Raw genomic sequence first — 24,755 nt, forward strand, 5'->3', positions numbered from 1 at the left:
ATTTTAGTTCCAATGCCAAGATTCTGCAATAGGCACCAAACACACGCAAAAAGTATTGACACTCCAATACGTCACTTGGTATAATTTTAGTGTTGACGATGTTCCTCGGTAGCTCAATTGGCAGAGCACTTGGCTGTTAACCAGGGGGTTCGTGGTTCGAGTCCACGCCGGGGAGCCAGCAAATTTGAAGAGTAAGCTAGTCGATCAGAGATGGAAGCTCGATTTGAAAACCTGCTCCCGCCCTCCAACCTTGGAACGCAAAACATCTCTAAGCATTTTGAGCACCTCGGAACCGGTGCAGTGATTGACCCAAGTGTGACCGACATTCCTGAGCCTTTCTGCATCAGCAAGAATTTCTTTTTTTTGCACAGCCGCCCAATGCAGCCCGCCAATAATGGCGTATATATGATTGCTGCCAGACACCTTTTTTATACAAGTAACCAGCGAACCCACTTCGCAGTGAGTGCAGCAGGTTATTACCACTAAACATTCAGTCGTGTTAAGCATTAATGTCTGCTCGTCGTGAAAAGCGTCGGGTTCGCAATTGCCATCTACCAGTCTTTAGATTTGGATGCCTCTGTGCCCTGCTGAGCGTTCAAACCGGATATGACATAGATGAACATCAGTTGGAAATGTACGACATCTGCCACAAGTGCGCCGTAAGGAGAAGTGATTACTGCAGGAACCGAAACACCTAAGCTGGCGTATAATAATAGATACTGCCCGGCCTGTTTTGCATAAACACGTCAGGTCAGATAAAATGGCATAGTCAGCTTATGGCTTTATCTAAATCACTCAATCGAAGATTGGTTTCTATGACGCTGCTTGCGGCGATGCTTGCATTTGTGGTCGTGTTCGATATTCATACTGACGACCTGCAGCTTTGTCCACAAAAGCAGGCGACAGGTGCAGTCTGTGAAATCGTTTCAGGACATCAAGTCTCTCACAGCTCGCATTGTGCTGCATGCGAGATGATGAGTATGGGCACAGGCAATGCTGTGTTTACACCTGTTGTCAGTATATGCAGCAACACAATACAAGACACTTTTGTCTGCGACAGTTTGCCTGCCGCAGCATCTGTCTTTTTCTGCTCATTTCCCTCCAGAGCTTCTCCCGTATAGCACTCTTTCCAAATGTTTTGTAATGCTTCACACCAGCCTAAGCAGGGTGAAGCTGTGCCTGAAGGAGTATTTGTATGATAGAAGTGCGTGACCTGCGCCTCAACTATTCTACGAAGGAAGAGGTTCTTAAAGTAATTGACATACCGCACTGGTCGGTGGATAAAGGCGAACATATCGCCATATTCGGACCGTCCGGCTCGGGCAAGTCTACGCTGCTGCACCTGCTGGCGGGAGTGCTCGTGCCGTCCAGCGGCGAGGTAACAGTATGCGGCGAAGAAGTTACGAAGATGTCCGAAGCCCAGCGTGATCAATTTCGCGCGAGAAGAATTGGTTATGTCTTTCAGAACTTCAATCTGCTGCAGGGTTACTCTGCACTGGACAACGTACTGATGGGAATGACGTTCTGTTCAGTAAAGGCCGACCGCAAGGTTGCAAAAGACCTGTTGGAGCACGTCGGCATAGGCTCCCGTCTCAATCATACCCCGTCTGAAATGTCGCTGGGTGAGCAGCAGCGAGTGGCGATCGCCAGAGCATTAGCAAAGAAACCGGAGGTCGTGCTTGCAGACGAGCCCACCGGCTCACTTGACCCAAAGAACAAGATGCAGGTCGTCGATCTACTGCGCTCGATGTGCGCCGAACTGGGAAGCACCCTGATTCTGGTCAGCCATGAGGAGAATGTGATCGACAGGTTCGAAAAAAAGGTCAGGTTCGCCGATATTAACAAGGCATACGATGCGGAGGTGGCAAAATGAGCTTCTGGCATATTCTGCTGCACAATATACGACGCCACCGTTTCTCGACGATACTGGCACTCATAAGCATCACCCTGGGAATAGGACTGCTTACAGCCGTTGTCTCTTTCAGGGAACAGTCCCATCATCACTTCATTACTGAAGGCGTTGGGGTCGATGCTATTCTTGGGCCTAAAGGTTCACCTCTGCAGATCGCGATGAACGCGATGTATCACCTCGAAGAAATGCCCGGCAAGATCAAGTGGAGCTATTACGAAAAAGTCAAAAAAGACCCGCTCGTGGTCGATGCTATTCCATTCGTAACAGGACACTCTTATGCGGGCTACAGAGTCAATGCTATAGACGACCGTTTCTTCACATCTTTTGAATACCGGCCCGGCAAACGTTTTTCATTCGACCCTGATGCCGGCGGCCAAGGGCGGATGTTCAAAGCTCCTCATGAGGCAGTTGCAGGCTGGGCAGTAGCGAAGGCGCTGGGGCTTCACCTGGGCGACACGTTTAACCCGGTATGCGGGGTGCACTCAGGCGACCCGGTTCATATGCATGACAAGATCACGTTTGTCGGTATCCTTGCCCCTACCGGAACTCCGCATGACCGGGCGATATATATTCCCCTAAAGACTTTCTACACACTCGAAGGCCACGGCGCGAGTGTAGCGGCGATGGCGACCGACTCATCTCAGAGAGAAATCAGCGGAGCCTATCTCAAACTCAGACATATCCGGGGAGGCGCTATGCATCCGGGTGTACAAAACCTCAAGTATGAGATAGACCAGTCCACAGAGGGACAGCTTGTCGTGCCCAGTGAGGTTGTGCCGAGGATACTCGATATTATTGGCTGGGTGGATAAGGTCATGTTCATCGTGGGAGCACTCGTGACACTGCTTGCGATCATGTTCCTCTTTGTCGTCCTGATAACCGCCCTTAGAGAACAGCGCAGGGAACTTGCAATGATGAGAATGCTCGGGGCTAACAGGCGCACGGTCTTTGGCCTGATAATGTCAGAGGCTGTCTTCTTGAGCATAGTCGGAACTATCTTTGGCATCGTCTTCGGACATCTGCTGGTCATGCTCGGCAGTCATTATGTTGCCATTGAGACCGGCATGCAGTTTTCTGCCAACTACCTTTCTTCCGCAGACATCTGGGTTCTGCCATGTGTTACACTTATGGGTGCAGTGGCGGGATTGATACCGGCTGTGCAGGCATATCGAATGAGCATTCTGCGAAATCTGAATATTATGGAGTGAAACTGTGGACACTGAAGATACTACACAGCACAGGGTATTGCCCTGGAAGACAATCATAATATGCGTTGTTATCGCCCTCGGCGCAGCATATTACGCATACAATTACATACGCAATGCACGTATAGAGGCCAGCACGGTTGTTGTCCGGGTAAACGGTGAGCCTATATATGCATCCACAGTCAATCGTGGGTTCTCCAGCGATTCGTTTGACTCCACTGCGGATGATATGAAAAACAACAAGATCGCGCGCCTGATCACCCAGGTAGCAGTACGGCAGTTCCTGTCCAAACACCATGTTCGCGTCCGCGAAGAACTTGTGGACAAGCAAATAGCGGAGTTGGAGAAGAACCCTCCCAGTATGGGCTGCCCGTGCTGCACATACCCTAGCCTGGACGCATATCTTTCGGCAATAGGATACACAGTGGATGATCTGCGCTCGGATATCAGGAACCAGATCGGGCTATCGGATTACGCAAAGAAGTCCTGGAGAAAAACACATTCTGATAAGGCTGCAGTGCTCAAAGAAATTGGCGGACAAAGCCAGTATATCCGGGGGCATTATGCAAAGGTGTGGCAGGTATTTTTCAATACATTCCAGCAGCCTGGCTATAATACAAACCCCGACCAGGTAAACAAAAAAGCCGCCGCAAAGGCGCAAAAGGCCTGGAAGAGGCTTCAAAACGGTGATAAATTCGGCGCAGTGGCCAGGTCGGTGTCTGAAGATATGACAAGCAAGCACAAAGGCGGTTCGCTCGGCTTTATCGATAAATCGTCATATGGCGAGGAGTTTCAAGATGCAATATCCCACCTAAAACCGGGCGAATACAGCAAACCGGTTCACAGCTCTTGGGGTTATCACATCATAAAATGGCAGCCTATGAGTGACGACGACGTTATCAAGTTCTGCGAATCTTACTTTTTCGAAAAGGAATTCAAGCGGCTGTATTCGCAGATCATGAAGAGTGCGAAGATAGAAAGACTCGACTCTGCCAATAAATAATCTATAGGAGAATCCGATCATGAATAGAAAGGTAATATGTGCTTTTATTATAATGACCATTATGGCAATCGTTGTCGGCTGCTCCGGCAAACCAGAAACTGTCTCTGAACATAAAACCGCATCTCACGGGCATCATCAATACAAGCATCAACACAAACATGCGGCGGCGCATGGCGGCTCGCTCAACGCTATAGTGGCATGCGAAAACGGTCATGCAGAGGTTAAGCTGGAAGGCGATACGCTGCAGTTGTGGTTCGTGGGGGGCGGCACTGACACGACAAAGTCGGTCCGCGTGCCGGATAAGTCGATAACCATCCAGGTGACTACCGCTGATGGCGCTAAGACTCTTGTTTTGAAACCCAAACCGCTCGATCTTGCCGGAGAGAAGATCGGTGACTGCTCATATTTTGAGGGCAACGCACCGTGGCTTGGCGGCCTAAAGACGTTCAGTGCAAACGGCCAAATTACATTCAGGGGCAAAAAAATGCCGCTCAAGATCGAGTATCCCAACGGATATGACCCGGATTGATCAGAGAAAAGAAATGATCAAAATCAGATATAAGAAGCTATTTAAGTACGGCCTGCCGATCATACTTATCGTGTTTGCCGTCGACTGTGCGTCCGGCTATATAATGCAGCGAGTTGCAAACCGCGATAAGTCCGCATTACAAATAAACGTGCGGTCCGAGACGGGCATGACCGGCCACAATACAATCGGAATAGACGAACAGGCTCTGTCGGGTTCAAGTGAACACTTCCTGCACTTTTCCAGCCTCGGACAGTGGAACTACACGATAGATTCCCGACCAGCTTGCCCAAAATCGATCAAAGCCCTGAGCGGACGTAAATTCGACTGTGTAGGGTTTATGTATCCACTGCAGACGGGCGAGAAGATCAAAGATTTCTGCCTATTGAGGAGCACGCAGACGTGCTGCTACGGCCCTCGCCCGCAGTTCAATCAATACATACTGGTGGAGATGAAGGAGCCGGTCAAGTTTCAACGGCTCATACCTGTAATGGTGAGCGGAAAGTTTGTCGTCGAGCCAAAACCGGACGACGGCTATATCTACAGAATGGAAGGCGATGCGCTGAGCTGCGTAGGTGAAGATACACCGGATATCGACCCTGTTAGTTCTGCAAAAAAGGCAAAACTGCCGCTTTTCGATTATGCGCCTCTGATGGCTATGTCCAAAACCAAGACTAAGGGAGTTTCGGACGAGATTTGCGCAATGTCGGGAAAGAGAGTTGTTGCTGCTGGATACTGTGTGAGCAGAAGTTCATCACAGCCGCCCAGGATCATCCTGGAGAAAACATGGTGGGACGGCGTCGCTCAGGGGACTCCGCCTACAATCTATAACGCCATAGCGGTCTACCCCGCAAATAACGGTCAAGTTCCTCCGCTGTGGAAGCCATTTCAGGTCTTTACAGGCACACTTCACGTGACGAAAGACCCCGACCGTTGGGGTAAGGAAGGCATAGTCCAGCTTCGGAATGCGCAGATAGGCGTGCCTGGAGTGACAAAGCCCATCGGGTTTGCAATGAGTGGACCATTCATCCCATGGGATGAAAAGCTGATTATACTGGCGCTCTTCCTACTGCTTACGCTGAGGTGGCAGAGGAAAGAATCACATCCGATTTCAGAATAAATCATGAAGCAGTTCAGTTTCGCGGAAGCAAATATGGCTCGGTGGGAACCTCGCCCTCCCGGCAGGCTCATTATTGGGAGCGAAGCTCCTACTGAGCCGAAAATTCCCGTACAATTGAACTCTCTCTAAATCATCTGTAAATCGCCAGCCAGGTTGTGGTAAACTGAAACCGGCGGGTTGTGGTCTACCACACCTGACTGATGGGCTTTTGATGTGGACGCATCAAAAGTCCATTTCCTCTATTGGCCTGTAAAGACCAGATGGAGTGTAAATAGCGTGTCACCTCCTTCGTTTGGAAACTGTGCGCCCGCAAGCATTCCAAATGCATCCGTATATTGATAATTGAACCCGACAGACGAGAAATTCTCATCGCCATATGTGTAGTCCGCCATAAGGGTAAACCTGTCATTTATCGCCCTATCGGTTCCGGCAAACCAGCGGTTCTTGCCCTCTATCCGCATAATGCCTGCATGGAGCTTGGCAAAACCGAAGTCATTCATCCCCACAATATATGGGTTGGACTTGAAATCACTGGCTACACTGCACGTGCCGATGGCCATCGCCTGTTTTTCGTCCGCACGTTTTGCAAAAACGTACTTGGCATTGAGCAGAGCACCAGGATCGGCATCCACACTCATATCGAAATCAACACCGGCTTCGATGCGGTCGGTAAAGCCATACTCCGTATTGACTATATTCGTGTCTGTTTCCGACTCCTGGACCGAGCAGTCCATTTGAAACTCGATGCCGTATTGCTTGGCACCAACTGTATCGGTAGTCGGAATAATAGTCAGCCCACTGTAGCAGGCATAACATGGCGCTGATGCCGCCAAAATCGCGATCAGACAAAAAAATGTTTTCATTAAACTTCCTTTCCTCCTAAGTTATTCTGCGTATCAGCACACGATTTCGTAATTTTTTTGGACATGCAGTTTGCACACTTGTCGCATCCGCACGAGCATTCGGTGTCCTTGCCAGAGATTATCCGACAGACCGAACGCACGGCAAATATTCCTGCCGCTGTCACAATGAGAATCACAGCAATAGTCTCAATCATTGTCCTCACCTCATTTCTATAACAGGATATGGCCGACCTGATATACGATCAGCGTTATGACATATGCGAGGGCGGTCATTCCCACAAACTGAAATGTCGCCCATTTCCACGAATTGCTCTCGCGCTTCGTGATGGCGAAGGTAGCCATACACGGTGCGCTTATCAAACAAAAGAGCATGATGCAAAATCCGTTCAGAGGCGTATAGTGCTTCCTGAGCTGAGTGCGCAGTGACCCGGATGTTTCGTCAGCCTCTCCTACCGCGAACACAATCCCGAGCTGCGCCACAAACACTTCCTTGGCTGCTATCGCACCGACAAGAGCTGTTCCTATGCGCCAGTCGAACCCCAGAGGACGCAGCACAGGTTCGATGGTATGGCCGAGGCGGCCTGCAACTGAATAAGCCATGGTCTCGGCTTGTTGGTCGTCTGCGATTTGAGTAAGGCGATTATTCAGGGCATCGCCGCGCAGAGTCTGCTTCGCCTGAATGGTGAGCTTTACATAGTCGTGGTCGAACGTGGTCTTCTTTGGAAAACTCGTGCAAACCCACAGCAAAATCGAAACACCGAGGATGATAGTTCCAGCTTTGGCAAGATAGAGCGCCGAGCGCTCCCACATGTGCAACAACACACTTTTTGCGCTCGGCAGATGATAGGGCGGAAGCTCCATAACAAAGGGGGCTGCCTGTCCTTTGAAGAGCGTCATGCTCAGGAGCTTCGCACACCCTATCGCCAGAACGATCCCGATGATGTAGATAAGCCAGAGCATCGGTGTCCTGAGACTTTGCGGGAAGAACGCAGGGATAATCAGCGCATATATCGGCAGCCTGGCGCCACAGCTTATGAGCGGCACGACCAACATGGTAAGCAGCCTGTCGCGCTTGTTCTCAAGAGTCCTGGTGGCCATGATCGCAGGCACAGAGCAGCCGAAACCGATGATAAACGGTATGAAACTCTTGCCATGCAGTCCGATCCGACTCATCAATCTATCCATAATGAACGCCGTGCGTGCCATATATCCGGTGTCTTCCAGGATTGCGATTGCAATGAACAAAAGCATGATATTCGGCAGAAAGATAAGCACGCTGCCTACACCGGAAATTACCCCATCGACTAAGAGTGATCTGAGCAGGCTCTCAGACCCGCTCGGCCAAAAAGCCGAGATTATGTCCGCCAACCGGCCGAACCCGGCGTCTATCCAGTCCATGGGCGGCGCGCCGAGAGTGAACGTAAGTTGAAAGACCAAATACATGACAGCCAGAAATATAGGTATCCCCAGGTATTTGTTTGTGAGGATGGAGTCTATCCGATCAGAAAGGCGGCGCACTTCCGGCGCGCTGCGCACGGCCTGCCTGCAGATATCGGCTATATACGAATATCTCTTGTCCGCAATGGCGATTTCGGCGGACAGACCAAGACGCCTATTGACTGATGAACATGCTTTCTCGATATGCTCAACGGCATCTTGCGATGTTATCTTCGAGAAGACCTGCTGATCGTTTTCGAGGAGCTTTATGGACATCCAGCGTCTGTCGATATCGGAGATGTGTTCGGTGACTCCAAGAGCCTCGGAGATTTCATAGATCTGTCTCTCAATTACATCTCCATAAAAGACGCCTGCAGCTTGTCTATGCGTTTTGCCCAACACAACAGCCAGAATAGCATCCAACAATTCGGCAGAGCCCTCGTTCCTGATCCCCACACAGGGAACAACCGGAACTCCGAGCAACTCTGAAAGCCGCTTTATGTCTATCTTGACTCTCATTTTCGAGGCTGTGTCGGTCATATTGAGCGCAATGATGACAGGCAGGCCAAGCTCGATGATCTGCATTGTCAGATAGAGGTTGCGTTCGAGATTGGACGCATCCACGATATTCACTACCAACTCCGGCCGCTCATCGACAAGATAGTTGCGCGCAACAAGTTCGTCCACCGCGTATGCTGAGAGGCTGTATGTGCCGGGCAAATCGACTATGTTGATATCATGACCGCAATGCCTGCAACGGCCTTCTTTCTTTTCAACCGTCACACCAGGATAGTTGCCGACATGCTGACGCGCACCGGTCAGATTGTTGAAAATAGTCGTTTTGCCGGTGTTTGGGTTGCCTGCAAGGGCTATTGTTATAGTTTTGGTTATACCGGTTTTCATAAATGCTTTCTCCAGTCTGCATTGATAGACATGGCACGTAAAGTTAGGCATGTCTAACTTTGCTGTCAAAAAAATATAGCACTACCTCACGAGTATTCTATATGCTGTTTCCCAGTCGAGCGCCAGCCGCACACCCTTTACGATGAGAATACACGGCCCATGATGCGATCTTCCGGCAAGCCTGATCTGGACCCCAGGGCAAAAGCCCATCGCCGTAAGCTTGGACTTTACATTCTCCTCCGCCCGGATGCTCTCCAGCGTCACCGTATCACCCACATTCGCCAGAACAAGCGGCATACCGGATGTGTGTTCAAGTAATCGCATCATTTGCTCCTACATCCTCTTCATAACAATCCCTGCCGCTTCTTCCTTGCGCAGCGAGAGATGATAACCCTTGATCTTTACGTCTATAGGGTCGCCAAGGGGGGCGACTCGCTCGACCTCGATTACTGTTCCAGGCGTAGCTCCCATATCCAGAAGACGGCGGCGTATCGTGCCTCCTGCCTCTATGCTTTCTATGGCGCCTTTTTCGCCGGGATTGATGTCACTGAGCTTTATGTGCATATCATCTGTTTCTCCTTTCCCAAGAATGTCGGGAAGATTTTTTAGGCATTGGCGAATACACGGCTCGCAAGTCTGCTTGCTGATGCCAGCATTGCAGTTGTGGGCATAGCCGTTTATCCAGTTGAAACCACCGCGTGGGCATTCCTTTACAAATTGCACGAACTGCACCAGTCGCTCAAGCACTGTCTCCGATATAGCATGCTCGAGCTGGCAGGCTGTGGATTCAGCCGTCTTTTCATCGAGCTGCAGCACCTCAAACAGAAAGCTATGGAGTATTTCGTGACGGCGAACAACATTTTCGGCTACTTTGCGTCCCTGAGCCGTAAGCGTGACAACATCATATGGAGCATAATGCACCAGGTCGCGCTCTGCAAGCAGCCGCAATGCGCCGGTCACGGATGGACCCTTCACTGCAAGATGCTTTGCAATGTCCTTGCTTCGAGCCGCTCCTTTGGTGTTCGTAATGAGCAGGATTGCTTCCAGATAATCTTCAAGACTGGCGCTGAGCGCGGTTGCTGATGTCATTGGTTTTGCTCCTTATAATGCCAAGTAATTTACTTAACGCGCCAAAAGTTAGGTGTCGCTAATATTATAAGCCGCTCCTACACACTTGTCAACAGCAACTTCTACTAGAAAGATACTTTTTTCGACTGTGTTGTCAGCGAAAATAAAGTGGATGATTAAGAACATATTGGCCTACTAGCCCGGATTATGCATAAAACGCATAATCCGGGTCTCCGAGAGCATTATTCACGTTTCTCGTGAATAATGCGAGCTAGAATATCGCTGCCGAAGCGGACCAAATGTCTTTACTTCGACCTGCCTTTATAGTGTCTGACATCGTCCAGCAAGGGTCCCCAGCTAGACTCAAAATGTAAAGCAGAGTATTCTATAATAGATGCTCTGCTTTTTTACAACCTATAGAAATCCATTGAACCAAACACCGCCTCCATCCGCACTATATATTAGAAGCCAATGATTACAGACGATGCGATACTTGTGAATATGGCGTTGGGCGGGAAGAGCGAAGCCTTCGATGAGCTTGTCAGGAAGCATCGGTCACGTGTGCTCTCTGTGGCGAGGATGCTGGTGGGGACCGCGGATGGTGCGGAGGATGTGGCACAACAGGCGTTTATGGCTGCGTTCATTAACCTCCGTTTGTTGCAGGATCCGGCCAGCTTCCGACCATGGCTGATGACTATCACTCGCAGATGCGCATTCCGCAGACGGACAGTGCAGTCTCGGGAGACAACCGAGCTTAATGAAGCCGTGATAACGTCTCCATACCATCAGCCGGACGATACGGAGGCTAAAGCCAGGATAGCAGAGATGCTGGCTGAACTCTCCGCACGCAACCGAAAGATCGTAGTTCTGCACTATCTGGACGGCTTTTCCTGCCGGGAGATCGGCGAAAGCATTGGCATTCCGCCGGGCACGGTCAGGCGCATTCTTCATGAATCACGCAATAGTCTCCGGGCATCGTCTGAAATGATGAGAGGTGCAAGTGAGATGGCACAGAAAAAACAGGGACCCAGGCATATGGAATGGTCTGTCAATGGGCAGTGGCCGGATGGAATGATGGACAGCGTTCTGCGTCAGTCGATTTGCCTCACTATAAACAAAAGCGGACTAACCCCTGAGCAGATAGCTAAACGCATAGATGCCAATGAAGTCTATGTGCGCGAGGCGCTGGATGTGCTTGAGGCTGAAGAGCTGGTTGCCAAAGTCGGCAGGGGCAGATACAGAACTGTGTTTGTTGCGCTTGATGCGGAGGACCGGATAGAGATCAGCCGTAAGATTAGGGCAAGGTCGGAGAGTGTTGCGGATTTGCTTACAGGAGCTTTGCCTGAACTGCAAGCTGCTTGGGAGAGTTCTCCAAAACTCGCGCAGGGCTTCGATTGGAATACAGGAATATGGCCTACGCTTGCAATAATGGTATGCAATACGGGGATTTTCCGAAATGGATCGGTCGATACCGGACTTAGACCACCTGTTCATCCGTCAAGTGGAGCGCACTACTGGGCACAGGGCCGCGAAAACGTCACTCCTGAGTATGTGCTTTGGGATACCGGGTTCTCTGTCACTTCAGCCAGAGATGCGCCTGTCCCAAGTTTTCACCACGGGTTGTTCTGGACCCATGGCCTGCCGTTCGCAAGACCTGCAGGTCATCCAGACAGGGACGGGATGTCAATACTCCGCGCCTTGGCGTCAGGATTCAGCGATATTGATTCTATTGCTCAAGCTGCCGGATTGAATACAGAGAAAGTGCGTGAAGCTGCTGCTGATGCGATTGAGATAAAGATGTTTAGACGCGAGCAGGATGGGCTGGCACTCACATTTCCTGTGTTTACCGACGAAGACGACAAGGCGATGCTGCCGATTGTTGACAAGGTTTGCAAGCGGCTTGCGCAGGAAGTGGACTGGACAACAAGACTTGTTGATGAGAAGTTTCCTGAACTCGGCTTCGGTCATCTGGAAGAGCAGTTCTGCACGTGGCGCGGCTTGTTAAGGGGCAGTGCGGCTGCAGAGGGACTTCGGTTCCTCTACAACCGAGGAATCCTGCCACATCCAGGAGACCCGGCACCTGTGAACTTCTGTATGGTGGGCTGGTTTGACCAGACCAGGTTGTTTTCCTATTATAAGTGATGTCATAGAGAAAGTGGTGCGCCAGCAAACTCGTGGTAATAGATTCACCTACTTTGCAAGTTCGACGTTATAAAGTCTGGTGTGCCTTTTGTTTTGTATACAGGCTAGAATGGGAATTTTTGATAATCCCCGGACCATAAAGCTCACTAATCCTTGCTTCCACGATAGATGCCTGATGGCGACCCTTGCCATCACCGGGTCTCCAGCGATTGCCTCTGCTCTTCCCAGGTGGCCGACAATCTATCAGCGTGGCTAGTGACCCATTCGGCTCTTCTATTATCAGGATCGCCTCAATGATGTCCGGAGCAAGCAACGTCAATCTGAGCTGTTTGGCCGCAAACTAGACGTCTAGTCCATTCTCCTGCGTGTGAGCTTGGCAGCCAAGCGAGTAGTCGGTATCATAAATTGGGAGTTGATATTCTCTCGCCCATCAGACTGTAAGGTATTACATGTATGGGCTTAACACATAGAACCGCCTTCTGGAACTGCTCTAGCTTGCATTTGCCAATGACTACGTGTATGTCCGACGCATTGGACATGACATGGTTTAATTGCTTCCCGATATGGGGTACGAAATTTCAACTTGCAGTAGCAACCAGAGGTTGAAAACCGGTGCCAGGAAAGAGATTAACATTCCCCGCTATCTGTACAATAATGGACTATTTCTCAAAGCACCGGTTTAACTATTTTGATGGCAAGATTGACGAGAGGAGCGGATAACCGTGGAAACACTTTTCCGGCTGGTACTTAAACGACCAGCAATTGCCCAGAGCGAAGACGCACCGAGTATCTCTTTATCCCAGAATTCTCCTTTTCAGGCTTCACTTGCCAACACTCCAGCGTCTCGAGCCCGAATGCAGGCAGTTGCGCGCCGGTTTGTCAAGACACCCGCGTTCATCGGAGATCCGAAAGACCTAGCAATCTCTGGGGCACTTAGACAGTTAGCCCAGGAATTGTCTGCATTGGAACAGAAGGAAATGGTTCAGAATATAGATTTAGCGCAGGTGATTGAGGAAGCGTTTCATTTGAAACCATCCGAACTGGTAGAAAAGCGGACTCTCGAAGACCCAATAGCTTCTTTGAAGGACAGCATCCTGGAAATAAAACTTCTGCCTGAGGAACAACATCGGCCTATCGAGGATCTAACTAACCAATTGAGGGATCTGGAGGTAGTTCTGAAGGTAGCTGCCGACGAGAACTTTCCCTGCCACGGAGCGGCATTGCGCCGATACCGTCGCCGCTCACTGAGGCTCCCCAACCAGGCCGACCTACAATCAAGCCTGTCGACGGTGCAACGTGAGAAGGAAAAGGAGAAAGAGCGGCAAGAAGCGCAAGCCAAGAAGCGTAAGGAGATTCAGGATCGGTTTGATCGGTACACACAACTGAAGGCCGCAGTTAACGAGCTGACAGCCCTCGGCGGCGAGCATTTTGAGACGACGGCACAGAAGTCGAGTCCGGGATATCTACCGCCAGCCGAGTTGAGGCCCCTTCAGCTCTTTATCCACGAGATGAAGAAGGAATTGACTGGTTCCGACCCGGGTCTCCAAGCAAGGGAGAACGCCAGTGAGCATATAGAACTTGTCCAACCGACCCATTACGCCCCAGCATCGGAAGTGACTCGTAGCACGATAACCCAGAGAATCCGGTGTATGAATGGAACTCCGGAGTTCAAGCCCCTCCAACTCGGACAGACCGGTTTCCGGCTAAAGCCATCCGCAATGGACTCTCTTTCTACATGCACGCGGCAGATCCTGAAGGAACACAAGCTGGATACCGTCGAACGACCTCTCGACCAGGTCGTGGATAGGCTGCAGAGGGAGGCGACCGCTCTAACCAGCAATCTCAACTCACTTCTCGGCCAACCGATGCAGCATACATTCAAACGTATTGGTGACACAATGGTCATGATTACCACGCCCATGCCGTCTGTCTGGAGCGATTTGGTGATTGGAGGCAACATGGAACTGCCTGCAACTTATGTCTTCCCGACTGACTACAGGGTAACAGGGACGCATGGGAGCGTTATGCCCGTGGGCATAGCTGATCTCCTGGTCGTCAAGCAGCAACTAATGCGATACGAAGCAACTGATGTGGCGCATATAGAGAGCATACTCAGAGGAGAGCGCAAAGAACGCGAGCACACGAGACGACGAGAAACTGAAGAGCTGACGTTCCTCGAAACTGAAATGATCACCTCCGAGGAGCGAGAACTCGAGTCCACCAACCGGTTTGAGATGAGCCGAGAAACCAGCGAGACGATTAAGGAAGACGCTTCCCTCAAAGCTGGAATCACGGTGTCTGGCAAGTACGGACCATCAGTAGACTTCTCGGCGAGTGCCGAAGGTTCCATGTCGCGCAGCAAAGAGGAAGCGACGAAGACCGCAGCAACCTTCGCCCAGGACGTAACCCAGCGTAGCGCCAACAAAGTCACAGAGCGAGTGCTTCAGCGCTCATCACTCCGCGTCACAAATGAGGTTAACGAGAGAAACAGCCACATGTTGGACAATGTCGGCGGTGGCGCGAACATATCAGGCATATACCAATGGGTGAACAAGGTATACCATGCGCAAATGTTCAACTACGGACTCCGTGCGCTCTACGATTTCATAATACCGGAGCCGGGGGCGTTCTTGATCGCAGCGTTTCAGAAGGCCCATAAGCATGCGATAGAGATCGAGAAGCCGGTCACTTTTGATCTGCAGGCCGATCAGATCACCGAGGAAAACTACCATTACTGGGTCCACCAATACGGAGCAACGGACGTGATCGCCCCACCTGAGATATACAAAACCTATAGTCTCAACTACGATGCGTCCAGCAGCGACGAGCATGCAGATTTCAACCATTCAGGGCAGATCACGATCGACGATGAATATGAGGCTGTCTGGGGTAGCGTGGGAACGGTCGAGACCATCTGGGAAGGCGACTACTGCATAGATGTCATACTTGGCTCACGTGACCATCGTCTAGTAAACAACGGAGGATGGATATGGAGCACGACGCTGGATGGAGAACGTGGTTCCATTCCCTTCGCTTTGATCACCTGGAAAGTAGCCAATATTGGGGTCGCCGTCGAGGTGAAGTGCCAGCGCACGCAGCGTTCAGTACTAGCTTGGCAGCTTGACACACATGCGAAACTTACCCAGGCATACAAGGCTCGGCTCTCTGAATACGAGGAGAAGCTTGCGAATCTCGAGATGCAGGCAGGTATCACTATCCAAGGCAAAACCCCTGCCCTCAACCTCGAACTCATGAATGATGAGTTGAAGAAGAACTGCATCAGCATTATGACAGCCCAGCACTACGACATGTTCGGCGCCATTGACATGGGATCAAATGGGCTCCCGCAGATCGACCTGCATGAGAGCGAAGCAGAAGGTGCCTACGTAAGGTTCTTCGAGCAGGCATTCGAATGGGAACACATGACTTGGATAACCTATCCGTACTTCTGGGGCCGCAAGAGCGAATGGGAGGCGCGTATTGCCTATGAGGATACCGACCCGCTCTTCAACCAGTTTCTAAAAGCCGGGTACGCTAGGGTAGTGGTGCCGGCGAGGCCAGGATTCGAAGGCGCTATCGATCATTTCATAACCTATGGCGAACTTTGGAATGGCGGCCCCCTTCCGACCATATCCAATCCTCTCTATCTTCCAATCGCGGATGAGATAGCCGAGCGGCTAGACAGACCTGGGGATGAATATCCACAAGGCGACCCGTGGCTGGTGCGCATCCCAACCACCCTAGTGCATCTACGCGCTGATGACATGCTGCCAGTCTGGGCGCAGGATGCCGACGATGAGTGGATAGAGCAATAGTGGCCTTCCTATTCTGACCTAGGATTCGGACCAATCTACATCCGAGTCCTGGATCACCAAAGAAAGCATATTGACTATGGTACACAACCTTACTCCTTACCGCGCCAGAGTCATCCGTATGCAGCAGAACCTGAACAAGCTCCTAGCGGCCGGCCGAACAAGCAATGACGAGATCGCCCTTGTACGGCGCACCCTGGAGATCATGGAGGCTATCCTCAGAGAGTCACCGGAAAGCATCTTCCTTTTCGAGGAGTTCTCCTCTAAACCTCCTTACAGAGCACCTGGCGTTGATGAATGGCAGCGCTTCTGCAACCAGCTAGCTCTACGCGAGCTGTTTCCGGAGACGACTGAACCTGAGATTTTCAGAAAGAAGTACGATGAGTACAATGCCTTTGGGAAGCAACTGCTCCAAAACATCAACAAGGAATACCAGTCGGTCACAGATAAATTCATTGGTCGCTGTTACTTGTACAAAGAGAACCCACAGACACCACGCATCATCGCCATACTCGCCAGCGAGTTGATGGCCTGGTTCAACCGCCATCAGAAGTCCTCCGAATTCTGGGCATTGAGCGCACGCGAAGGTTTCCATCAAATGCTTGGCGAGCGCCCAGATCTTATTGCCCTGTTCCGTCTATCCCAGCAAATCCCGCTTGACACAGAGATCAGTGAAGTCCCAATAGAGCGCCCGGTTATGGTAGAAGCGATAGAGTTTGCAATCTCAATTATTCCAGTCGTCGGAAATGCCGTGTCAGCATATGAAGCCTATACCGGCAAAGACCTGCTCGGCTACAAGCTAACCGACATCGAACGCGGGATCCTTGCAACTGGCGTTGTTCTTCCGATCGCAGGCCGATTCGTTAAAGCAAGCCGTGCAGTCTACACCGAGTCGAGAATGGTTGCCCTCTACGGCCGCGACGCCGCGAAGTGGTCGCAGACAATCGCTGCCGCCGGACGCGCTAATGCAGATGGGAATGTACTTCGCACACTGCAAGAAGCAGAGAGTGTCGTACGCGCACACAAAACGCTCGATAAGAAGCTCGCCACCGCCGCCGCAAAAGCGCTTCCCGCCATCGTCAAAAGCGGCGGCGGAGTCTCAACAACCGTCGACCAGGCAGTAATCGACCTGTGGCAGAATCTCTCGAGCAAGTATCCTATCCTGCGCAAATTAGACGGTCCCGCAATGCAGCGCGTCCTGGAAAAGGGGCCGAATGTCGACCACCTGAAAGGTCAGTTGCTCGAGGAGTTGATCGAGTCCCGCGTCGTCCCCTGGCTTAACACTCGAACCGGTCCATTAGCCTTGGGCCTGTCAGTCCCCGGCAAGCAACTGGAGTACATCCCAGGCCATCTGATCCGCGACGCAAGCAGCCATCAGATAACGGATGGAATAATCGGTTACCACGACAAGGGTGTCTTTCAGATCGTGGCAATCTTCGAAGCCAAAGCCGGGAAGTACGCAGCGCGCGAGTTGAGTCTGGCATCAACCAGCATCTCTTCTCTGAGCAAGCTCGAACGTGCTGAACTACGTGCGTTCGCCAAGGATGTTTGGCGTGACGGCCGCGAAGTTGCAAGGCTCCAAGGAAAAGCCTACAACCAAACTATAGAGCAAATTGAACGTGAGATAATCCAGACAGAGCGCGGCGGCCAAATCCGGCGTGACATCGAACGGATATATGGAGATGAAGCAAGTCTGACGCACATCCAGATCGGAACGAAGGATACGGTCGTGCGGGTGAGTCCCACCAAGACCAAGTTCTTTGGTGTGCTGCCAAAGGACGTGAATTGCTCTCTCATCAAAAAGGAGCTGAAGGAGTCGAAGTTCAACTTCGAGATCATCGGAGTCGACATCAACCAGAAAGATCTCAAGGAGGCGGCAGCCGAAATGAAACCTTTAGCCGCAGCTATGACGGAAGCTCCCTAGTTCCCGCTGGGTAGTTTTCGATCTCCTGCAGAATCTGAGAAGCCCCTGCCGGTAGTAAAGCGGATAGCCTTCATTACTGTTGACCAGCTACTTCAAGTTGAGAAAAAAGTAGCTATAACGAACAGATCGTGATTCCTGGTGGAGTGCTACAGGCGAATGAGAGAGTTTCGAGGAAAGATAAAGCGGGGAGCCAGAAAATTTGAAGATAAAGGCAAAGCAGTTGTACAGCGCTCTGCCTTTTGTGCATCCGACGAGATATTTAGGATTATTGATCCAGGTTCGGCGGTATTCAGCAACGTTGACAAGTCTACTACAGAGCTGAGATGTCTGCCTGATCCCGACATATAATCACTCTGCAGAGGTTCTCCCCCACTTTCTCACAGGAGCTGATGCCTCGAACCGTTGCGAACTGCCAGACCGGGTTTATTGTGACACCGAGCGGCACCGTCACCTTCACCCCGACAGATGAACCGTCATCAATAATAAACCAGCGCCTTGGACTGCTCGTGTCTACGGCAGTCACATTCCCGAAAACAGTAACCAGCAGACCTATATTATTGAGCCCGTATCCATCCGATATTCCGTCCTGAATGCCACAAGGACCACCGCCCAGGCTCTTATTTACAAAGCCAAAAGGCCGTATGATACACTGTCCGGACATAGGTTCCGGCCAAGGAGCCGATGCCGCAATATAGCACTCACCGGATATTGAATCCACCAGGATCTGACCGGACACGTTGACGAGCGTCCCCACTGTAAAAGTGTCAGTAGTGTCTACTCGGATACCTGCGGTGCGATCGACTCTCTCGACATAGATCGAACCCGTCATTTGTGCCGTCACAGCCGCGCCGCCAAAAGCTATTGCACTGCCCTCTGGATAAGTATTTTTGGCTCCATAGAGATTCAGAGGATACTCGTATGCACCAATGTCCCAAGCTGCAGTGGTGTCTATGTCGCCGTCCTGAGGGCGAATAGCACCATCCAGATCAAGGACCATGGTATGACGATTAGTTCCAGAGTCGATACAGCAGGAATTTTCGCTTAGGTGCAGATTGCCGCCATCAAAATCAACAAAGTGTGGATCATCATTGATATCAGACCGACCATGTTCGATGCCGATGTAATCGAACTCCACATTGCCGTATATACAATTGTTGTAGAGCTTTATAGAGGCACTGTCGCAATATATTCCGCTTTGATTAAACGCCACGATATTGTTGACCATTTCCGGCAACGAGCTTGAACGGGACGAAACAGCTCCGCCCCCTTTTGATTCGTTTCTTACGAATGTGTTATTGACCATGGAAACTAATGATTCGCCTTCTAAAGCTATCGCAGAGCCTATGGGACCGTAATTGCCATCGAATATGTTGTTTTTGATTGCTGCACTTGATCTATCGCAATATACTCCACTCCCACATTCATTGGACCCATTATATCGAATGACATTATTGGTGATGGTCGGAGAGCACTCAACGCAGCATATACCTCCTCCCCTCTCGGCATAACCATTTTCGATGACAAAACCATCGATCACTGTTGCAGTAGTGGCGTTTGAGGCCACAGTAATCACACTGGACCTTCGATCGCCGTCAAGGATGGTGGCATTTGCATTCCAGTTTCTTTGATACCTTGCGGTTTCATTGCCCACAAAACCGCCGTATAGGCAAACCTCTGCCGGAAGAGTGATATTATCGTAATAATGACCGGCGGCGACCCATATCTCATTGCCCGTCACAGCAAAATGAATGCCGTCCGACACCGACAGGCAGGCTGTCTGCCAGGTCATACCATCGTGAGTCGGACCCGGAGCACTGTCCCACACATACACCAGGTTGGTAATCGTATACTGAGCGGTTTTCACCGCACTGGGAGACCAGCCAGCCTTGAATGATCTGGCCTTCAACGTGGTCGTCGAACTAATCGCTATCGAGCCGCCTGAAGCAATCGTCGGGTCTGATTCCGTGGGATCGAGTCCATTTGTTGTATAATGAATCGTTGCGCCGGACAGCGAACATGAGATCACCACATCTATCGGACGGTTGCTTGTGCACCCATCCGGGCTGAATGAAGGAGTTGCAGCAAGACCGCACTCATAGGCTCCGACATCTACACTCGATCCGCTAATTCGCTCTTTTGCGTCCATATCAACCCACCCTGTTGGCACAAGAGAACTATCGCCTCTATCTACGCACGATGATGTGTACATCAGGTGGTAGTCTCCGTTGTCATAATCCACAAAGCCAGGATCATGTTCGCCTATAATGTCAGTCGGCCCAGGGTCCAGCCCAAGGTAATCATAAACCGAATTTTGCCCTACGTAGTTTGACACAAGATCGGGCGGACAACCATCGCAGAATATACCTGAATCGTTGAACGCGATGATGTTGTTGGCAAGTGAAAACATCCTATCGCCCAGACAGGCAATTCCAGATCCATCGGCCGCTGTATTATTCAAAATCGTGTTGTTGATGATTTTTGCTTCGCTATCAACACAACAAATTGCCCCGCCAAAGCGCACGCTGTTGTTGAAAATTATCAGATTGTTATAGATATTCGGAGCCGAGTCACCGCCCACATATATACCGCCGCCGTCCGTGCTCGCGGTGTTGCCTGTGATGATATTGTTTTCTATCGTCGGTGAAGCATCGGTGCAATCGATACCACCTCCAAAGTCTGCATTACCGTCCATTATGGTAAAACCACTTATTACTGTGTCCCAAGACGCTCCTTTGTCCACCACCACAACACTCTCATCAACTTTGATTCGTAACTGTGAGGCATGGGCAACCCAATCCCGCTGAGAACGTGAAGTCTCATTGCCCGCAAAACCGCCGTAGAGGGACAGTTGGTCTGTCAGCAGCAATGACCGATAGAGGAAATACTCTCCGCCTGCCACCCATATCTCATTGCCCCTGACTGCAATTCCAATGGCATCATCTATTGTTGTGAAAGCACTCTGCCACGTGAGACCGTCATATGTCGGACCTGAAGCATTGACATCGACGTATAGCACGTTTGTGATAGTATAGTCCGCACTCTTTGTGGCGCTCGCGGTCAATCCGCTCTTGAACGCTTTTGCTTTCAGTGTCAGACTCTGATTGACGGCAATGGTCGAACCTGACACCACAATCGGATCAGATTCTGTGGGATCAACACCATTTGTCGTATAATGGATCGTCGCGTCCGGCGTGACGCATGTGACCGTGACATCTATCTGTCTGTTGGATATGCCGCCGTCCGGACTCAGCTGCGGGGTCGCGACAGTCGTGATCGTATAGCTTGCACTTTTGACGCCGCTCGCCGTCCAACCGGTTCTGAACGCTTTTGCCTTCAGCGTCGAGGTATATTGAACCAGTATGATACCACCGGAAGCTACTGCTGGATCGGACTCGGTCGGATCGGTTCCGTTGGTTGTATAGTGAATAGTCACTCCCGGCGAAGTGCAGTTGACTGTCACACTCTGCCCGGTCGAATAGGTGCCGCCGTCGGGACTGAATGTTGGAATCGCCGCGACAAGGGTGAAATCCGCGCTCCTGGCCTCGCTCGGTGTCCAGCCTGTTTTGAACGCTTTGGCTTTCAATGTCAGACTCTGGTTGACAGCAACAGTCGAACCGGATGCCACGGTCGGGTCTGACTCTGTAGGCTCAAGCCCGTTTATTGTGTAGTGAATCGTCACACCTGCAGTGGAACAGGTAACCAATACGTTCTTCGTTGTATTGAACGTGCCTCCGGCAGGATTGAAAGAAGGGGTCGCGGAAGCCAGATTATAAATACCTGTCTTGACATAGCTCGGCTGAAGTCCCGACTTCCATGCTTTCACTCGAAGTATGGCATTGCCGTTCACAGAGATCGTCCCGCCCTCGGCGATGGGTGTATCCGATTCTGTCGGTATATTACCGTTGGTGGTATAGTGCATCATCGCCATCGAAGTGGCGCAGTGAATCACAACACTCTGCGTGCTGTTATAGGTTCCACTGTCGGGAGTAAGCGTAGGCGTGGCGACCATCGGCCAATATTCGTCCGCACCAATGTCTACCGCCGTGTTGCCTATGCGCGACTGCGCATCCATATCGTCTGAAGGTATGCCGGGTGCCGTATTTAGGCCGACATCACGACAAGGCGACGTGGAAGACAGATGATAGTCGGCTCCCGCTCTGTCCACAAATTGTGGGTTGGCGGAAATGTCGTGTGCGGAAGCGGACAGCCCTGAATAATCATATGAAGTATTGCCGTAAACGCAGTTATGGTCGAGCGTTGGAGGTGCGGTTTGACCTTGGTAGATGCCGGATGAGTTGAAGGCAATTATGTTGTTCTCCATTGTGCTCGGTGAAGATGCCAGGTAGATGCCGCCACCATCATAAACTGCAGTATTGTCCACAATGGTATTGTTGGTAATTGTCAGAAAGCTGTTGCTTGTGCAAAAACCGCCGCCAAAGTTCGCTATATTACCGGATATGATGTTGTTCGTCACTATGGAATTTGAATTGCAGAAATTGATTCCCCCACCCGTCACCCAACCGTTTCCAGTCGAGACATTGCCGGTAATCTTATTGTTGGTGATTACCAACGAACCTCCGTCGCAAGTAATGCCACCGCCTTGGAACAATGTTTCCTCGGTTTTGCCGTTTCTGATGGTGAAACCATCGATCCTGGATGACGTCGTGACAGTGTCAGGTACAAGAATAACGGTGCTCGCCTGATTGCCGTCAATTATGGTCTCATTTGCTTTCCAGTTGCGAGTGGAGAGCGATGTCTCGTTTCCAACGAACCCGCCATAGAGCGAGACACCGTCTTTCATGGTTATGTTCTCGACATAAGTTCCCTGCGCAACCCAGATTTCATCACCCGATACCGCACCGCTTAACGCAGCAGTTATGCTCTGGAACGCGGTTTGCCACGAGAAACCGTCATGAGCCGAACCGGGCGACACATTCCAGACATACTGTCTGTTACCGAACCTGTAGACTGACGTTTTGACACCACTCGATGTCCATCCGGTCCGAAACGCCTTTGCCTTCAAAACAGTGCTTTGACTGATGGAAAGTGTCCCTCCCGATGCAATTACCGGATCACTGGTAGTCGGATCGATTCCATTCGTAGTGTAATGGACCGTGCAGCCAACTGACGCACAGCTTACTGTCACGGTCTGTGGACTGACAGTGCCCACATAGCCGTCTGGTGAAAATGTGGGGTCTGAAGCCACAAGCGTGTAGATGCCTGTGGTCGTGGAACTCGGAGGTAAACCTGTTTTGAACGCTTTGGCCTTCAAAGTCAGGCTGGTTGTCACTGATACGGTTCCACCGGATGCCACCGTCGGGCTTGATTCAGTCGGTTCAGAGCCGTTGGTAGTATAGTGAATGACCGCACCCGCAGTATCGCAGGTAATAGTGACGCTCTGAGTCTGGTTGTAAGTGCCTGTTCCGGGACTTATCTGCGGCTTGTATATAAATGGGCTGCAAAACTCATCAGCACCAATGTCTATCGCGATATCGTAAATGCGAACTTGTCCATCGATGTCAATCGACGCAACACCGGAAGCAGAACTTATACCGGCATTAAGACATGAGGAAGAACCCGTAATATGATAGTCACCGCCGGATGTGTCAACAAAAGCCGGATCATCATAGATGTCGCCGGAACCAGCAGATATGCCATAATAATTCGTGGAGTTGCCGAACAGACAGTTATTCTGAACGGTCGGCTCTCCACCACTGCCCGAAACATAGATCGCAACACCAGTGCAATAAGCCACAATGTTGTTCGCAAGAGTAAACGGCTGGTGATAGCAGTATATGCCGGTGTAGCCGTTGTCAACAATGGTATTGCCCACCACATTTGCCGAGGCGTTCATGGGATATTTACAGAGAACACCTCCATCATTGTCTGATATCCAGTTGTTCGAGATCGTGACGGGAGCGCCGCCTGCCATACCGACGCCGTAGGAAACATTTGACGTAATCCTGTTGTTGATTATGACGGCATGTGAACCGGCAAGGCAGTAGATTCCTCCCACTGCAGCACCGTAAGTGGTGCATATATTCGCAGTAACAATATTATTTGTGATGGTAGGCGCCCCTGTGCCGGTGCAGTATATCCCCGCTCCTTCACCGGCACGGCCATTGGTTATGGTAAACCCATCGACAGTGCCTCCACCAGGAACCGTAACTACGGACCCTTCTTGATTGCCGTTAATGGTTGTGGTATTTGTACGCCAGTTGCGCTGGTACCTCGTTGTTTCTGTCCCAACGAAACCTCCATATAGCGCAACTCCGTCTGTGAGCGTAATCCTTTCCACATAAGCGGCTGCGGCAACCCATATTTCATCGCCGGATGCAGCCAAGCTCATTGCATTATTTATTGCGAGATACGCTGTGACCCAACTATTGCCGTCGTGTATGCCACCTGCGGCGTTTTGGTCGACATAGTAAATTCTGGCATGTGCCGGAATTGCCAAGGCAAAGCAGCATAAAGCAACAGCGACCAACATATGACTTGGCACGAATATGCGTCTCATGTTCTCTCTCCCTGAGTCACACCTGTGGCGACAATGATATAAACTTATTGGTCAGGCATAAAGATTCGTGTCTATCTTATGTTTCCATTAATGATGTGTGAAGCCTGCTCGTTTTTGTGACCACTTTTAGGTTAGCCGCCAAAGACGGCTCTGTCAAGGCCATTTTGACGCCCATAGGCAGATCGTGTGAGTGTTGGAACAAAAACAAACACTGAATGCAGGCTTTTGAACATATAGTCGCAAGTCATTACGCTACCAGAGCCAGCTAATTTGAAAACTAAGGCAGAGCTGTTGTATAGTTCCGGAAAATAACCCAAAGCATG

At 50.8% G+C, this 24,755-nt stretch carries 15 protein-coding genes and 1 tRNA gene; 10 read left to right on the plus strand and 6 right to left on the minus strand.

Annotation, left to right across the window (positions count from 1 at the left end; all coding sequences use genetic code 11):
• The first annotated feature begins 102 nt into the window (after positions 1-102).
• Positions 103-178 (plus strand) — tRNA-Asn (locus LLG46_15295).
• Positions 179-204: 26 nt separating this feature from the next.
• On the opposite strand, the gene LLG46_15300 is transcribed toward LLG46_15295, so the two are convergent.
• Positions 205-507: a hypothetical protein gene (locus tag LLG46_15300; GenBank protein ID MCE5324660.1), complete on the minus strand. Its 303-nt coding sequence runs from the start codon at positions 505-507 to the stop codon at positions 205-207.
• 269 nt (positions 508-776) lie between these two features.
• Between LLG46_15300 and LLG46_15305 the strand changes: the two genes are divergently transcribed.
• From LLG46_15305 to LLG46_15330, 6 genes are all read left to right on the plus strand, one after another.
• Entirely contained in the window at positions 777-1,121 is a 345-nt protein-coding gene (locus tag LLG46_15305) for a hypothetical protein (protein MCE5324661.1), read from the plus strand.
• A gap of 74 nt (positions 1,122-1,195) precedes the next feature.
• Complete coding sequence (locus LLG46_15310; protein MCE5324662.1) at positions 1,196-1,873, plus strand: ABC transporter ATP-binding protein; 678 nt, start codon at positions 1,196-1,198, stop codon at positions 1,871-1,873.
• The gene (locus tag LLG46_15315; GenBank protein MCE5324663.1) at positions 1,870-3,120 is read left to right on the plus strand and encodes an ABC transporter permease; all 1,251 of its coding nucleotides are present in this window, start codon (positions 1,870-1,872) and stop codon (positions 3,118-3,120) included. The genes LLG46_15310 and LLG46_15315 overlap by 4 nt, the downstream gene beginning before the upstream one ends.
• Before the next feature lie 4 nt (positions 3,121-3,124).
• Positions 3,125-4,120 carry a peptidylprolyl isomerase gene (locus LLG46_15320; GenBank protein ID MCE5324664.1) on the plus strand — a complete coding sequence of 332 codons (996 nt, stop codon included), beginning with the start codon at positions 3,125-3,127 and terminating at the stop codon, positions 4,118-4,120.
• A 19-nt stretch (positions 4,121-4,139) separates the two neighbouring features.
• A complete protein-coding gene (locus LLG46_15325) occupies positions 4,140-4,649 on the plus strand; it encodes a hypothetical protein (GenBank protein ID MCE5324665.1) in 510 nt (169 codons plus the stop codon).
• Positions 4,650-4,662: 13 nt separating this feature from the next.
• Entirely contained in the window at positions 4,663-5,766 is a 1,104-nt protein-coding gene (locus tag LLG46_15330) for a DUF3299 domain-containing protein (protein MCE5324666.1), read from the plus strand.
• A 239-nt stretch (positions 5,767-6,005) separates the two neighbouring features.
• Here LLG46_15330 and LLG46_15335 read toward each other — a convergent pair whose 3' ends face one another.
• The 4 genes from LLG46_15335 to LLG46_15350 form a co-directional block, all read right to left on the minus strand.
• The gene (locus LLG46_15335) at positions 6,006-6,629 is read right to left on the minus strand and encodes a hypothetical protein (GenBank protein ID MCE5324667.1); all 624 of its coding nucleotides are present in this window, start codon (positions 6,627-6,629) and stop codon (positions 6,006-6,008) included.
• Positions 6,630-6,839: 210 nt separating this feature from the next.
• Positions 6,840-8,969: a ferrous iron transport protein B gene (gene feoB / locus LLG46_15340; GenBank protein MCE5324668.1), complete on the minus strand. Its 2,130-nt coding sequence runs from the start codon at positions 8,967-8,969 to the stop codon at positions 6,840-6,842.
• 81 nt (positions 8,970-9,050) lie between these two features.
• Entirely contained in the window at positions 9,051-9,296 is a 246-nt protein-coding gene (locus LLG46_15345; GenBank protein ID MCE5324669.1) for a ferrous iron transport protein A, read from the minus strand.
• A gap of 6 nt (positions 9,297-9,302) precedes the next feature.
• On the minus strand, positions 9,303-10,058 hold the full coding sequence (locus LLG46_15350; protein MCE5324670.1) for a DtxR family transcriptional regulator: 756 nt from the start codon (positions 10,056-10,058) through the stop codon (positions 9,303-9,305).
• A gap of 450 nt (positions 10,059-10,508) precedes the next feature.
• Between LLG46_15350 and LLG46_15355 the strand changes: the two genes are divergently transcribed.
• The 3 genes from LLG46_15355 to LLG46_15365 all read left to right on the plus strand — a co-directional run bounded on the left by LLG46_15355 (position 10,509) and on the right by LLG46_15365 (position 17,915).
• Positions 10,509-12,179, plus strand: coding sequence for a sigma-70 family RNA polymerase sigma factor (locus LLG46_15355; protein ID MCE5324671.1), 1,671 nt, complete (start codon positions 10,509-10,511; stop codon positions 12,177-12,179).
• A gap of 962 nt (positions 12,180-13,141) precedes the next feature.
• Positions 13,142-15,994 carry a hypothetical protein gene (locus LLG46_15360; protein ID MCE5324672.1) on the plus strand — a complete coding sequence of 951 codons (2,853 nt, stop codon included), beginning with the start codon at positions 13,142-13,144 and terminating at the stop codon, positions 15,992-15,994.
• A 118-nt stretch (positions 15,995-16,112) separates the two neighbouring features.
• Positions 16,113-17,915, plus strand: coding sequence for a pre-toxin TG domain-containing protein (locus LLG46_15365; GenBank protein MCE5324673.1), 1,803 nt, complete (start codon positions 16,113-16,115; stop codon positions 17,913-17,915).
• Positions 17,916-18,225: 310 nt separating this feature from the next.
• Here the strand turns inward: LLG46_15365 and LLG46_15370 are convergent, their stop codons facing one another.
• Positions 18,226-24,432, minus strand: coding sequence for a chitobiase/beta-hexosaminidase C-terminal domain-containing protein (locus LLG46_15370; protein ID MCE5324674.1), 6,207 nt, complete (start codon positions 24,430-24,432; stop codon positions 18,226-18,228).
• Positions 24,433-24,755 lie beyond the last annotated feature (323 nt).

The organism is bacterium (assembly GCA_021371935.1).
In the GTDB taxonomy this organism is placed as follows: Bacteria; Armatimonadota; UBA5829; order UBA5829; family UBA5829; genus UBA5829.